General features: G+C 49.7%; 11 protein-coding genes. 4 read left to right on the top strand and 7 right to left on the bottom strand.

Features of this window, described 5'->3' with window-relative positions; genetic code table 11:
- Positions 1-4: 4 nt before the first annotated feature.
- The 4 genes from KQJ23_RS04910 to KQJ23_RS04895 form a co-directional block, all read right to left on the bottom strand.
- Positions 5-1,087, bottom strand: coding sequence for a dihydrodipicolinate synthase family protein (locus KQJ23_RS04910; protein ID WP_216477565.1), 1,083 nt, complete (start codon positions 1,085-1,087; stop codon positions 5-7).
- A complete protein-coding gene (locus KQJ23_RS04905) occupies positions 1,088-2,104 on the bottom strand; it encodes an NAD-dependent epimerase/dehydratase family protein (RefSeq protein ID WP_216477564.1) in 1,017 nt (338 codons plus the stop codon).
- Between the two features lie 96 nt (positions 2,105-2,200).
- Positions 2,201-3,517, bottom strand: a complete 1,317-nt coding sequence (locus tag KQJ23_RS04900; RefSeq protein ID WP_216477563.1) for a GGDEF domain-containing protein — start codon at positions 3,515-3,517, stop codon at positions 2,201-2,203.
- A 197-nt stretch (positions 3,518-3,714) separates the two neighbouring features.
- A complete protein-coding gene (locus KQJ23_RS04895; protein WP_216477562.1) occupies positions 3,715-4,560 on the bottom strand; it encodes a DUF6612 family protein in 846 nt (281 codons plus the stop codon).
- Between the two features lie 130 nt (positions 4,561-4,690).
- On the opposite strand from KQJ23_RS04895, the gene KQJ23_RS04890 reads away from it, so the two are divergent.
- Together KQJ23_RS04890 and glgP are read left to right on the top strand one after the other, a co-directional pair.
- A complete protein-coding gene (locus KQJ23_RS04890) occupies positions 4,691-5,260 on the top strand; it encodes an SLOG family protein (RefSeq protein ID WP_216477561.1) in 570 nt (189 codons plus the stop codon).
- 310 nt (positions 5,261-5,570) lie between these two features.
- A complete protein-coding gene (gene glgP / locus KQJ23_RS04885) occupies positions 5,571-7,187 on the top strand; it encodes an alpha-glucan family phosphorylase (RefSeq protein WP_216477560.1) in 1,617 nt (538 codons plus the stop codon).
- A gap of 824 nt (positions 7,188-8,011) precedes the next feature.
- On the opposite strand, the gene KQJ23_RS04880 is transcribed toward glgP, so the two are convergent.
- Complete coding sequence (locus KQJ23_RS04880; protein ID WP_216477559.1) at positions 8,012-9,001, bottom strand: Gfo/Idh/MocA family protein; 990 nt, start codon at positions 8,999-9,001, stop codon at positions 8,012-8,014.
- Positions 9,002-9,194: 193 nt separating this feature from the next.
- On the opposite strand from KQJ23_RS04880, the gene KQJ23_RS04875 reads away from it, so the two are divergent.
- Positions 9,195-9,956 carry an SGNH/GDSL hydrolase family protein gene (locus KQJ23_RS04875; protein ID WP_216477558.1) on the top strand — a complete coding sequence of 254 codons (762 nt, stop codon included), beginning with the start codon at positions 9,195-9,197 and terminating at the stop codon, positions 9,954-9,956.
- Positions 9,957-10,131: 175 nt separating this feature from the next.
- Here KQJ23_RS04875 and KQJ23_RS04870 read toward each other — a convergent pair whose 3' ends face one another.
- Together KQJ23_RS04870 and KQJ23_RS04865 are read right to left on the bottom strand one after the other, a co-directional pair.
- Positions 10,132-10,278, bottom strand: a complete 147-nt coding sequence (locus tag KQJ23_RS04870) for a hypothetical protein (protein WP_216477557.1) — start codon at positions 10,276-10,278, stop codon at positions 10,132-10,134.
- 196 nt (positions 10,279-10,474) lie between these two features.
- Positions 10,475-10,978 carry a CYTH domain-containing protein gene (locus KQJ23_RS04865; protein WP_216477556.1) on the bottom strand — a complete coding sequence of 168 codons (504 nt, stop codon included), beginning with the start codon at positions 10,976-10,978 and terminating at the stop codon, positions 10,475-10,477.
- Positions 10,979-11,170: 192 nt separating this feature from the next.
- Between KQJ23_RS04865 and KQJ23_RS04860 the strand changes: the two genes are divergently transcribed.
- Entirely contained in the window at positions 11,171-12,946 is a 1,776-nt protein-coding gene (locus tag KQJ23_RS04860) for a methyl-accepting chemotaxis protein (RefSeq protein WP_216477555.1), read from the top strand.
- The last annotated feature ends 47 nt before the right edge of the window (positions 12,947-12,993 follow it).

Genomic DNA, 12,993 nt, shown 5'->3' with positions numbered 1-12,993 from the left:
ACCGCTATGAAAAAGAGCGCCACTGCTGCAAGCCCGCAGCGACGAACTCATCGTCATTGAGTTGAGGATACTGCGAATAGACCCGATCGATCTCTTCACTTTGACCAGGAGAAAGCTGCTCCGCAGGGTTCAGGCACCAGATCCCCTTCATAAGTCCTTGCCTTACAAGCACCTCATGAATGCCTGGGATGCAGCCTGCAAAGGCATGAGCAGGGTCGAAGAAGGCTGCATTCGTATCGGTAACTTGTGCCGCACGCGTCAACCATTCCCTCGCCAGAGTGTCTTCACACCGAAGCTGTTTAATTTCTTCCAGCAATTCTACCGCTTTACGCGTCCACACCGCCCAATGACCAAGCAATCCTCCAACAATGGCCTTCTCTACAGGAACACCATCAACGACGAAACGAAACGTAGTTAATAAGTCAGCCACAATGTTATCGTCGTTACCCGTATAGAGGGCGATCTCTTCTCGGCGAGATGAACTGCATACCGCTCTGGCGACGTCCAGGGTTTGGTATCGATTGAACGGTGCCATCTTGATCGCCACGACATTCGGAATTTCGGCAAACTGCAACCAGAACTCATAGGTGAACCGACGTCCGCCAACGGAAGGCTGGAGGTAGAAGCCGATAACCGGGATACGCGCAGCCACCTGGCGGGTGCGCTCTAGCAAGTCGGCTTCGGACCAATCCGTCAGCCCGCCCATGCTCAGCAGGACCGCATCATAGCCAAGGCGAGCAGCCACATCGACCTCATGCAAAGCCTGCTCGGTTGGACCGCAAACTCCCGCTACCTTCAGGAAAGGACGAGTCAGCTTCGCACGCTCCACTTCTTCTGCGGCCATTCTCAACACCGTTTCAAACAAATCGTGCTCAGGATCGCGAATTTCAAATTGGGTGGAATGAACGCCCACCGCAATACCTCCAGCTCCACTGGCGATGTAATATCGGGTTAATGCCCGCTGGCTGACTTCATCCAGCTTACGATGCTCATCCAGCGCAAGCGGATGGGCCGGTATGGCGAGACCGTCATGCAATGCGGCACTTAGTTCCGGTGAGAGGGTTCTGGCTTTGTCCGTATTAGGCATTTAGAAATTCCCCTTTCGTTCCTGAAAATGGGTAGGCTTGTTCCAAGTTGCCCCGCCCTGCTTCACCCATTCCGCCGTCCAATCCATCATCTGTAATAGCGACACCCGCGGATATCCAAATAATTGATGGGACTTGGAGGCATTGTTCAGCAGTGCCGTCTCCGATTCAACCCCGGTCAGCCGTGCTTCCTTGCCTAGTCGCTTGGCGAACTCGTTCGCTGCCCAGCGAATGGACAGTGTCTCCGGTCCCGTAATATTCACAATGTTCGGAGGACTGTCGCATTGTGTCAGGCAACGAAGTGCCATCACATTAGCGTCTCCTTGCCAGATCACATTGGCAAAGCCCATCGTTAAATCAATCTCGCGATCTTCGTTGACCGCTCTGGCTAACTCCAGCAACACCCCATAGCGCATGTCTATGGCGTAATTCAACCGGTACATCGCCATCGGCGTACCGTTCTTATGGGAATGGTACTCAAAGATCCGCTCGCGGCCCAATGTAGATTGGGCATACTCGCCAATCGGCTGCGGCATCACCTGCTCATCCGCCCCACCCCCGGACACGGGCAGGAACGGATAAATATTGCCGGACGAGAACACCACGATGCGAGAATCCTTGAATTTGTCCGCCACTCTTCCCGGCAAATACGTATTCATCGCCCAAGTAAAATGCTCCCGGCCCTTCGTACCGAACTTATTACCCGCCATGTAGATGACATTTTCAGCATGGGGCAGCGCGCGCAGGGCCTCATCATCCAGTAGCTCACAGGAAATCGTCTCTACACCGACCTCATCCAACTCCTTGCGTGCCTCGGCATTGGAGAATCGCGATACACCGATGACCCGTTTGTTCAGCCCTCCTTCGCGGATAGCATTCACCGCAAGCTTAGCCAGGCTTGGTCCCATCTTCCCCCCTACTCCCAACAGGATAAGATCACCGGATACTCGACCCAGGTCATTAACTAGTTCTTCTGTGGGTTCGGCCAGCTTGGCCTCCAATTGTTCAACCGTTATCATTCACACAGCTCCCCTCTCGGTATGTTCCTCTTCAGCATACGGCTACCAAATATATAAAGACAGGAGATTAAATCGTCTTTATATAAGAGCAGACTGCTATACTGACCTCCCCATAAGGAACGTGAACCGATAGATTTGCATCGGACGACCTCGCGGCACCTTCTCATACCCGGCAATTTCCACTAAGCCCCCATCCATCCATTGCACCAGCAAGCGATGGGTGCTGCGCACAGTGATACCCAATAGAGCGGCCAGCTCATGAACCTTGTAATCGTATTTGTGGAATCGGGCCATATGATGAAGCAGCTTGCTGAGATAGGCACTTGTCATGCCTGCCTCCTGGGCTTGTCTGATGAGTTCAGGATCGGTAGGAGCCAGAATCGCCTGTACCGGGTTTGCCATTTCCAGCGGACCAATCAGCGTTGAGTCTTCCCGAATGATAAAGCAAGCATTGCCACCTGCATCCTTCGCCTTGCGCAAGGCGCTTCTTGCATTCGTCCCGGCGTCATTAGCCGACATCCCGAAGCCGATACCCACACTTAAAGAAATCCCGTAGGACTGATAGGCTTCCTTGGCAAGAGGGATCGTCTTGTATCCCCCGGTCTCACGCTCGAATATCCCCCGGGTAGTGAAGAACAAATACTCATCTCCACCCAATGCTGTTAAATAGCCGTCGAGTTGTTCCACATAATGAAGGAGCATCCGATGGATATCCAGCTTCAGCTTCTGAACTTCATGTTCACTGCTCCGCTTCATGGCTAACTTGCCGAAGTCATCTACGTTAATCATACCGACTACGATCTGCGATTCCTTGCCACGACGGGATTCCGTGGAGAGGAGTGCCCGTTCCAACGTCACGATGATATCCTGATCAGAGGCAGCTATCACCTCGTTTTCAATGGATAAATGGTTTAATTGCTCCGCCACCTGTTCTACCCCCGTTAACACCATAGCGCACTTTCCCGATTCCGCCAGGTTTCGATGAAAAGCCACAAGCTGCTTGGCAGAAGCATACGCCGGACCGTCATACACATACACCTTCGTCCGTTCCAGCCCCAGATCTGACAGCGTCCGGGTGACCATCGCCTTCGTTAAGGAATCGGTGGAAATTCCACGATCCAGCTTACCCGCACGGAATACCTTAAATAGCGACTTATATAAACCAGCCCCGTTAAGGGGCACGTAGAACACGGGGATGCTCAGCATCGCAGTGAGCTTGACGGCACGATGCGGCAAGGCTCCGGACAACAAGAGGACCTCCGTCTCCCTGCTCAGTTCCTCTGCTGCCGTTACGGCCTCGGCTTCATTGCCGGCCACACGCGTCATGGGCAAAAAGGTAGGAAAAGACTTGATGACCCGAAGCACCTGCTGCACAAACTCTATCGTACCAATAACTCCAACTTTTATTTGCATCTCTGATCTCCTTTATTTCGGTGAATGAGGCCGTGCTGCCCCATGGTTTAAATTCCATCATAATTCTAGTTGGAGGATCATTCAATAATGATTTAACAGGCCCCGCCGCTAGAGAACCCGATGGCTGCCTGTTTAACACGACTGACTTTGATTTGGACTATCGGTTAATCGTCTAACCTTTAATTGTCCCTACTCCATCATCGCGCTGTTTCAATCACTTCTGGAGGCAGTTCTATCGTATCTATCCCGTTAAAATTGAAGAAGGTGCTTCTATCTATCTTTCTTTGCACCATGAGGTTCTCGCCCTCGCCAATCTCTGTCTCACTCTCCATCGATAATTCATGTGGCAAAAGGCTGTCCTTATTGGCCTTGAAGCCTACTTTCATCTTCTTTACTGAATAAGCGGCTGTCAATAAGGGCGCGTTTGAGGACTCGTTCGCTTCCAGACCTGCGTTCGTCATCTCGTCTATCCGCACAAGCTCTTCCTCAGGAAGCTCAAGCGTCATTGTATAATAATTGCCTTCCTGCATAAAAAGCACATCGTCCTGCAACCTCTCTAACACGCCCAATAGATACTCCAGGCTTTGCGGGTTCATTTGCATATCGGCTACCCCCCTGTCCAGTTCCTCTCCTGCGAGCTTGACCCAACCCTCTTCTCCAATTCTTGAAAAGTGGCCTGTACCGGGAATAAAGTATTGCTCCACTGTCGTGGGCTGCATTCCTTCTGTCTTGATATCTATTAGCATGTGATGTTGAGACGCCTGCTTGATCCACTGGGCTTCCGTTATCATTTCAGACTTCATGATTGATATTTTTCCATTTAGGGTTCTCTCTAGTTCTTGCTGAGCCTCACCCTTCACGGAGTAACTGGTTGCCTCCTCAAAGTTATCAGCCGCTTGACGAATTACTTCGCCTGCGGACAAGAGGATGCGGCTTTCACTAGGACCTGCCTCTGCAAGATCAGTTACAGATTCACTCGCCCCGCACGCAGTAAGTATAAGAACCATCCAAAGAATAAGGCCTTTAAAATACCGCTTGTTCATCACTCACGCTCCAGTAATATCCATTTATAGTGACAGACTAGCATAAACCATGTATCCGAACAGTGATATAATAGTCAGACAACCTGTAAGATTTATCGGACTGCCCTGCAATCGAAAGGATGACCCTATCGTGAAGAACCTTCTTATTACCGGCTACCGTGCCCATGAATTGGGGATCTATAATAATAAGCATGAAGGAATCCCTTACATACGCAAGGCGATCAGGGACCGTCTCCTGCCGCTGGCTGAAGAAGGCCTGGAATGGGTGCTCACACCGGGGCAATATGGCGTCGATCTGTGGGCCTGCGAGGCGGTTCTGGAATTGAAGCTTGAATATCCCGAGTTAAAATGCGCCATCATTACCGCCTTCCAGAGTCAGGAGGAGCAGTGGAGCGAGGAGAAGCAACATTATTTCCGCGATTTGATTTCTAAAGTGGATTATTTTGCATCCATTAGCAAAGAAGGCTATCTGGGACCTTGGCAGTTCTCTGCCCGGGATGATCTGCTGCTGCGAAAAAGTGACGGTATTCTGCTTGTTTATGATGAGGACAGCGGCGAAGCCAGTCCCAAGTTTATTAAACGCCGGGCAATGCAAAAGCAGCATGCGGAAGGCTACCTCTATCTGCAGCTTGGTCTTGAGGATATTCAGTCGGTCGCGGATGAAATGCGAGTATTCCAAGACGTCGACCCAGTGGATTAAGTACAGCAGGTTCACCTTTCCCGGAATCGTTAGGGGCACACCAATTTCGCCTCGCAATGCAAACGTTTGATCTCAAAATGAGAACACATTCCTAAATTCATAATGATTTTTATAATTTTTTAAAAAAATTGGGTTGATCGGTGTAATTTCCTATCGCATCCGTCATAAAATGTGCTAGAATAATTCTCGAAATCGCTTTCACATTGGCAAGCTGCTTTCTATCGGACAAACGTTTGCACAAATTCATCTACTTTCTGAGCGAAACCATCTGCCGGTGTATTTATGAAAAAAATACGAGGAGGCTTTTGCAATGAGTGAGAAAAAATTGCCTACTGTAGCGTACTTCAGCATGGAGTACGGGCTGCATTCCGATTTTAAGATGTATGCCGGAGGGCTCGGAATATTGGCTGGGGATTACATCAAGGGAGCCAAGGATATTGAGGCGCCGATTATAGCCATCGGCATCAAATGGAAGCAGGGATACACCGATCAGCGGATTGATGAGCATGGCAAGCCTTACGATACCTATCACAACTATGTATATGATTTTTTGGAGGATACCGGGGTCAAGGTTGCGGTGAAGGTACGGAATACCGATGTCATCTGCAAGGTCTGGAAGACAGAGCATTTTGGCAACACCCCTCTCTACTTGCTTGATACAGACATTCCTGAAAATGGCGATGCTTGGATTACCGGACAATTGTACGGATGGTTCGGCGAGGAACGGATTGCTCAGGAGATTGTCCTTGGTATCGGTGGTGTGAAAGCGATGCGTGCGCTTCAAATTCCAATCGATGTCTATCACTTTAATGAGGGACATGCGGCACTGGCAGCTACGGAGTTGATCCGTGAGAAGATGTGTGCAGGGCGAACCTTTGAAGAGGCTTGGACGGCTACACGCGAAGAGGTTGTCTTCACGACGCACACACCGATCAAGGAAGGAAATGAGACGCATCCCCTGGATCGTCTGGAATATATGACGGCATTTAACGGCTTGACACGTGATCAAATGGAACGCATCGGCGGCAGCCCGTTCAACATGACGGTGGCCGGCCTGCGCCTGTCCCGTATTTCCAACGGGGTTGCAGCCCTCCATGCGGATACCTCCAACAAAATGTGGAAGGAAGTCGCCGGACGCTCGGAGATCATCGGAATCACCAATGCCATTCATACGCCAACCTGGGTGGATGAGCGGATGACAGACGCTTATGAAAATGACGGTGATCTATGGGAGACGCACATGGAGATCAAACGTGAGCTGATCGCGTTTATCCAGGAGCGTTCAGGCATTGCACTGAATGAAGACAATCTGCTGATCGGATTCTCCCGCCGTGCTGCTCCTTACAAACGCAGTGATTTGATTTTCTCTCAGCCTGAGATCATTGAACCGTATCTGGAGTCCGGCAAGGTTCAGATTGTCTTCTCCGGGAAGGCGCACCCGCTGGACGACACCGGCAAGAAAATCGTCAGCAATCTTGTGTCCATGATGAAGAAATATCCGAAGAGTGTCGTCTTCCTTGAGAACTACGACATGACGATCGGCGCCCAATTAACAAGGGGCTCAGATATTTGGCTCAACAACCCGCGCAGACCGCTGGAAGCCAGCGGCACCTCCGGTATGAAGGCTGCAATGAACGGCGTACTGAACTGCTCCATTCTGGATGGCTGGTGGCCGGAAGCCTGCATTGACGGGGAGAATGGCTGGCAGATCGGCGATGGCTTCGAGACGACCGACTTTGCTGTACTTGACCAGCATGACAGTGACGCACTGTATGATACCCTTTTGAACCGGGTGCTGCCAACCTACTATGAGAACCGTGCCAAGTGGGTAGAAATGATGCGTAAGAGCATCGAGACGACCCGTGAGGCATTTGCTACCAAGCGGATGCTGGAGGAATACTACAACAAAATGTATATCAAGCGCTAATCTTAGCGTAAAAAGGCTGCTGCCCCATTTAAACATTAGGGCTAGTTGGATGGGGCAACGTGTGAAGAGTTGCTACGATCGCTGTTGTTCGCGGATTTCTTTAATTGGACTAAGTTCTCACAAGGGAGAAATCCGCTCACAAAGGCGAACGCTAACGCTTCTTCACAACCCTTCAAACTTTTGCCTGACTACTTCGCCATTGCAGTTTAACTGCAATGCAGTCTGCACATGGCTGCGCCATAGTTGCGCTGCAATAAGCTTGTAACCTGCGGCATGTCAGCTTGCGCGATTCGCTTTACTCGCGAACGCGATGGCATACCGAGGCGTGGCTGGAGTTGCTACACGGACTCATTATGCTTCGGCTTTGCGCCGGACTTCGCTTGTCCGATCGTCATTCTAGTCTTGACCCGAACTTCACTCGTCCTACTTGACCAATCTCATTTCGGTCATGCTCCGTGAAGTTTAGAATACAGGCTTGTCATCCGGCACCTCACATGCCAGATGACAAGCCTGTATATACATTCAAGTGCTTTGCCAGCACATGAAGGGCTGTGTGTGAGCTACTATAGTGCATTCAGCACTATAAAGCCAAACTAAAGTTCCTGCGTAAAAGGGTATAAGTGTGAAGGTTGCTGCAGAAGCGGAGCGGTCGCCTTTGTGAGTGGATTTCTACCCTACTATTTCAATCAGAGAAATCCACGAACAACAGCGATCGAAAGAAACCTTCACACGTTACCCCCGGCACGCAGAATCAATCTTTAGACGGTTCTATACTGCTGTGTTCCTGCAGGAGATCGCGCTTTGTGCTGTCGCAGCACAATCATTTAGCGCAAATCCGCCGGGAAGGTCAGTCCCATCTGGCGCCGGGCCTCCTCCATAATCTCTGCCACAATCAGCGAGTTGTTCAACGTATTGACTGTGCTGTCCCTTCTGCCGGTCTGAATCAGCTCAATGAACTCTCTTGCCTCATAGAACATGGACTCTTGCATTTGCGGCTGGCGCAAATCCTCAATCGTCCCGTCACGATAATAGATTTTCACATCATAAGGCTGATTGATCTTGTCGATAACCAGGGTTCCGTTCTCCCCTTGAATCTCTGCGGGAGCATAAGAATCCGAGATCTTGGAATACATCACGACCGCATCCATGTCCGAATAACGCATAAGAATACTTCCCTCGCCATCCACACCGGAGGAGAGCATAATTCCGCTTGCCTGAACCTGCTCCGGCTTCCCGAACAGGGCTACCATCGGATAAATACAGTAAATACCAAGATCCATCAGCGCTCCATTGGAGAACTCCGGCTTGAACGCATTAAGTACTGTTCCTTGCTTGAAAGCATCAAATCTGGAGGAGTATTGGCAATAGCTTGCAAAATAACGCCGCACTCGTCCGATCTTGTATAAGTTGTTCGCAATTACTCTAAAGTTCGGCATCAGCGTTGACTTCATTGCTTCCATAAGCAATACGTCATGATCCTTCGCAGTTTGCAGCATCGCTTGAACTTCCTTCACATTCGATGCCAGCGGCTTCTCGCACAATACATGCTTGCCTTGCTTCATGCACACAATTGCCTGTTCGGCATGCAGCGAGTTCGGGCTAGCAATATAGACAGCATCCACCTCATCGCTTGAAGCCATCTCTGCTAAATCAGTGTATACCGTAGGTTGGTAGTTGTATTTCGCGGCGAATGCTCTCCCCTTCTCTTCCGTCCGTGAGTATACCGCTTTCAGTTCAAATTGCTCAGTCTCTTCCGCCGCTTGAATAAAACGTTCCGTGATCCAGTTCGTTCCGACAATTCCGAATCGAAGCAAAGAAATGTCCTCCCTTTTTAAACATGATCTTCTTAGTATTCTCTCACTCTGTGCAGTCTATGTCTAGCTTTGAGTATCCGAAGACGAGACAACTGTTTTGAGTTGAGGACTGCCGCGGATAGAGATTCGCCTTGCATCGATCTCCATGCTCCACTAAAATAAGATTATCAGGATATGAAGCGGGGTGATTCTCATGAACAGAGACAACCAGAATGTAATTAACGCGATCGCTGCAACCAAATATATGATTACCGGAGATTCCATCTCCAAAGGCGTCATTTATGACGAGATACGCAAAAAATATGTGCTGTTGGAAAATAATTATGTAACGCTCCTGCAGGAAAAGATGATGGGTGCGGTACGAAATACCGCACGCTTCGGCAATACCTTGATCAAGGGCGTCACCAACTTGAAGAAGGACATCCAGAAGGAGAAGCCTCATATTGTACTGATTGAATACGGCGGCAATGACTGTGATTTCAACTGGGATGAGATCGCACTGAATCCCGATGCGGAGCATCTTCCCAAGACGGATTTTAATATGTTCGAGAAAATGCTGACGGAGACCATCTCCTTCCTGCGTTCCGAACACATTACGCCGATTCTGATGAGTCTTCCTCCGCTTAATGCGGACAGCTACTTCAAATGGGTCAGCAAAAATGATCCCGTTGCTGAGCAAAACATCTTAAAATGGCTTGGCAGCATTACCAAAATCTACTGGTGGCAGGAAAGATACAACACCATGATCGTGAAGGTTGCCGAGATGACAAAGACCAAATATATCGATGTGCGCGGCGCCTTTCTTGAGCATCCCGACTTTACCAAGTTTCTATGCTCGGACGGCATTCATCCCAATGAGGCCGGGCATCGGATCATATGCGATAAAGTACTGGAGTTCGTGCAGAACAACTACAGGTTCCTTTTAAAAGACAACAGCAGGCTCGCCCTGGAATAGTCTTCTGAATCTACTAAAAGCTTGGGGCTGTCCAGTTAGCCCCCAAATAAAAGTTGGACGAAACTTATGTTTCGTCCAACTTTTTATTGTTCGCGCAGTTATTGTAGGAAGGCAGCGGCACGAGCGCCCATATCAGCGCCCACATTAGCTATTTTAATGACTTTCTGCACTATAATCACCACGCGAGCGCCACATCAGCTATTTTAGTGACTTTCTGCACTATAATCACCACGCGAGCGCCCACACCAGCAATTTTAATGACTTTCTGCACTTTAATCGCCATACGAGCGCCCACATCAGCTATTTTAATGACTTTCTGCACTATAATCACCACGCGAGCGCCCACATCAGCTATTTTTAGTAACTTTCTGCACTATAATCGCCACACGAGCACCCATACGAGCCCTCACGCCACACAACAACGACACCCTCGGTGAGAAGTGTTTCTAGGTCATCTGCGATTACGTTAGCTATGGGACACCGGGACACTCTCTTTAATTCCCCACATCATTTACAATTTACAGTTGCTTGCGGGATTGCAAATCTCTCCATACTTTCTTATTGCTGAACTGCTTATCGGTACTGATATCCTGGCCGAACCAATCCGGCGGTTCAAAGCTTGTCGCCTCTTCCTCCGATTCGAATTCAATCTCCAGCACCATCAGTTTAATCTGATGATAATCGTCAATCTCCAGCATATAGTCATTCCATTTGACCGTTGTCCGCTTCTTCACCAGCGGGATCGCTCCGCGGCTATGAATCATTTGCTCGTAAATCCCCGCAGAAATCGGATACTCCACTTCCTCACGAGCTAGTCCGAATCCGCGTTTGAACGTATGTGTATAGCTGATGTCTCCCGTGGCCAAATCCTTGATTCTCCGTACCCGGAGCTCCTGATCTTTATCCAGAGCCAGGTAGGTCTGATCGATGACTTGCTCCTTGACCAGGACGATGCTGCCATCCTCAAGGAAAGCCTTCGGAAATTCGGATATCAGAAACTTGCGTTCAATTTCAAGTGCCATGTCCATTACTCCTTACACTGTTTTCACAAGTCTAAGTGTACCATATCCCGAGCTTTGCCGACGACCCCGGTCCTCCTCTCTTCAGTTAACTTTCAGCGTGAATTCATATTCGCTTAAGACATGCCGCATATAATGAACACACTACTCAGAGTTCCAAGCCAAAAGATGTTTTTGTACATAGGAGGATTTCATATGAAACTTATTCAGAACATGAAGCTCAACGCGAAATTCCGATTGTTGTCCATCAGCTTTTTTGTATTCTTGATTGTGTTTGGTCTTGTAGGAATATCCCAGATTTCAAACGTCAACAAAAAAGTCATTGAGCTGAACGATTCCCGGCTCGTCCCTATCGTGATGCTGGAGAATCTCAAATCAAAGATGGAGACTACGCGAAGCTTGGCAAGCGATTATATGAATGCCAGCGATGATGAAGAACGTACGGCGCTTAAAGAGGAATTGGCTGCTTCTCTGGCATCGATCCAGGAAGAGCTGTCAACCTACGAGCAGACTGAGACGATACAACAAGTGGCCGGCGCATATTCCGCCTATACCACGGCTATTGATGCGTTTGTGGAAGCTTTCGGCACCGGAATGACGGGAGGCGGAGCAGGCGGAGCCGTACCAGTCGCTCCCGAGAGCTCTGGAGAAATACCCGCTCAAGGGGAGGCAGCTGTTCAAGGCGGTCCGCCAGCCGAAATGGAGAATCTTGATAACGCAAGAAGCGAACTAATCGCTGCCATGGATGCATGGATTGACGGGCACATCCAGTCAGCACGCCAAACATACGAGGACAGTCAAGGGGTCTACCGGGGAACATTGATCACTATGTTGACTCTGGTCGTAATCTCTGCAGCCTTTATCACATTCATTACCATGCTAATCTCCAGGTCCGTGATCATCCCCGTAACTAAGGTGTCCGGCAAGTTGAAGGAAATCTCTGAATCCAACGGGGACTTGACGGTACGTCTGGGTTATGACAGCAAGGATGAGCTGGGTGAGCTTAGCCGGAGCTTTGACAGCTTTATCGCCAAGCTGCAGGACATGGTTGCAGGAGTTATCCAATCCGCAGCGACCATCTCTGATTCCAGTGAGGATCTGAGCCGGGCTACTGGAAATACAACCGTAACACTTGAGGAAATCGCCCGGACGATAGGTGAAATCTCCACAGGTACAACCGAAAATGCTGCTGTTGCGCAGCAGGCCTCAGCAAGTCTGGCCGAAATGGCCAAATTTTCCGAATCAACAGCCCAAGCCAGCAAAGCAACTGCCGAAAGCAGCAGAACCGTGAAGCAGGCCGCCGAGGACGGAACGATAAAGATTCAGAAGATTCGTAATTCCATCGAGGATATGAATCATTCAAGCGAGTTGGTCACAACCACACTTCAACAATTAAGTCTTTCTTCCGGGCGCATTGGAGAGATAACGGCCTTGATTACAGGGATTGCCGCGCAAACCAATTTGCTCTCCTTGAATGCAGCGATTGAAGCCGCACGCGCAGGGGAATCAGGGAAGGGCTTTGCCGTGGTAGCCAATGAGATCCGCAAACTCGCCGATGAGTCCGGAATTGCTGCCAAGGAAATTGCCCGACTGGTGGAAGACAACCGTACCATTTCTGCCGAAGCGGTCCACACCTCGGATGCAGTTGCGGAGAAGGTCCGGCAGGGGGTAGCGATTGCCGAGGAGGCCGAAAACAGTATGTTCCGCATCTTGAGTCATATCCAGGATATCGGCAACCAGATTGAGCATATCGATTATGATAATAATCAGCAGGCCTCAAGCACCCGGGAAATGGAGCATGCTATCCAGAACATCGCTTACTCCACTGGCGATATCGCAGGCGGAACCGAGCAGATCAATGCCAGTGTTCAGCAACAGCTCGGGATGATGACAGAGATTGATCATACCGCGGAACGACTGGCCAACATGTCGAAGCAATTACGCGAAATGACCGCCGGATTCACCGTTTGAAGTCCAAGAACATAACAAAACGGCAGCCGCGTGAGAAACCAGCGCGA

Source organism: Paenibacillus brevis, from assembly GCF_018919145.1.
In the GTDB taxonomy this organism is placed as follows: Bacteria; Bacillota; Bacilli; order Paenibacillales; family Paenibacillaceae; genus Fontibacillus; species Fontibacillus brevis.
This window is presented reverse-complemented; position numbering and strand designations above follow the sequence as displayed.

Coding starts and splice junctions, on each gene's coding strand:
- KQJ23_RS04910 (WP_216477565.1), bottom strand. CDS start 1,087: ATGCCTAATACGGACAAAGCCAGAACCCTCTCACCGGAACTAAGTGCC.
- KQJ23_RS04905 (WP_216477564.1), bottom strand. CDS start 2,104: ATGATAACGGTTGAACAATTGGAGGCCAAGCTGGCCGAACCCACAGAA.
- KQJ23_RS04900 (WP_216477563.1), bottom strand. CDS start 3,517: ATGCAAATAAAAGTTGGAGTTATTGGTACGATAGAGTTTGTGCAGCAG.
- KQJ23_RS04895 (WP_216477562.1), bottom strand. CDS start 4,560: ATGAACAAGCGGTATTTTAAAGGCCTTATTCTTTGGATGGTTCTTATA.
- glgP (WP_216477560.1), top strand. CDS start 5,571: ATGAGTGAGAAAAAATTGCCTACTGTAGCGTACTTCAGCATGGAGTAC.
- KQJ23_RS04875 (WP_216477558.1), top strand. CDS start 9,195: ATGAACAGAGACAACCAGAATGTAATTAACGCGATCGCTGCAACCAAA.
- KQJ23_RS04865 (WP_216477556.1), bottom strand. CDS start 10,978: ATGGCACTTGAAATTGAACGCAAGTTTCTGATATCCGAATTTCCGAAG.
- KQJ23_RS04860 (WP_216477555.1), top strand. CDS start 11,171: ATGAAACTTATTCAGAACATGAAGCTCAACGCGAAATTCCGATTGTTG.